Source organism: Acinetobacter sp. GFQ9D191M, from assembly GCF_011174875.1.
Classification (GTDB): domain Bacteria; phylum Pseudomonadota; class Gammaproteobacteria; order Pseudomonadales; family Moraxellaceae; genus Acinetobacter.
Genome location: NZ_JAALGV010000076.1, coordinates 1 through 757, shown reverse-complemented (window position 1 = coordinate 757; position 757 = coordinate 1). Strand labels below are relative to the sequence as shown.

Annotated in this window: 1 pseudogene; it reads left to right on the top strand. The window is 36.2% G+C overall.

Features of this window, described 5'->3' with window-relative positions:
- Positions 1-639 (top strand): annotated as a pseudogene (locus G5T77_RS11880) (IS30-like element ISAba125 family transposase); the annotation flags it as partial.
- Between the last annotated feature and the right edge of the window lie 118 nt (positions 640-757).

Here is a 757-nt window from a genome sequence, read left to right as displayed (position 1 = left end):
AAGGGTGAGTTGAAAAAAGACTTATTATCCTGTCTGCGTCATGAAAATAAAAAGCGAAAAGCTAACGGTGAACCTAAAAAAGATTCTATATTACAGGATATTAAAACTATTCATGAGCGCCCAGCCGAAGTTCAAGAAAGAAAAATACCGGGTCATTGGGAAGCCGATTTAATTAAAGGTAAAGACAATAAAAGTTCGATAGCAACACTTATTGAACGAAATACACGGCTCTGTATCTTGGCAACATTACCTGATGCAAAGGCAGAATCAGTGCGCAAGGCTTTAACTGAAGCTCTGAAATATTTACCTGCAGAACTACGTAAAACGTTGACCTATGACCGTGGACGTGAGATGTCAGAACATAAAATACTCGAAGAAGATTTAGGCATAGATGTATATTTCTGTGACCCACATTCACCCTGGCAAAAAGGCACATGCGAAAATATGAATGGTTTAATTAGGCAATATTTACCTAAAGGGATTGATTTAAATCAGGCAGATCAGCATTATTTAAATCAAGTTGCCATGTCACTGAATACTCGTCCTAGAAAGGCGTTAGATTGGCTTACACCATTAGAGAAATTTGCTCAGCTTGTTGATTATCATATGGCTTTTGAAACTGTCGCACCTCATGTTTGAATTCGCCATTCAAACGCATCTCTAGAGATGCGTTTTTTGTTTTAATTCAAAATTTTCCAATAATAACAAAGTACACTTTTAAGTATTTTTTCATAATCTTCCTTAAGCTGCTCATAAT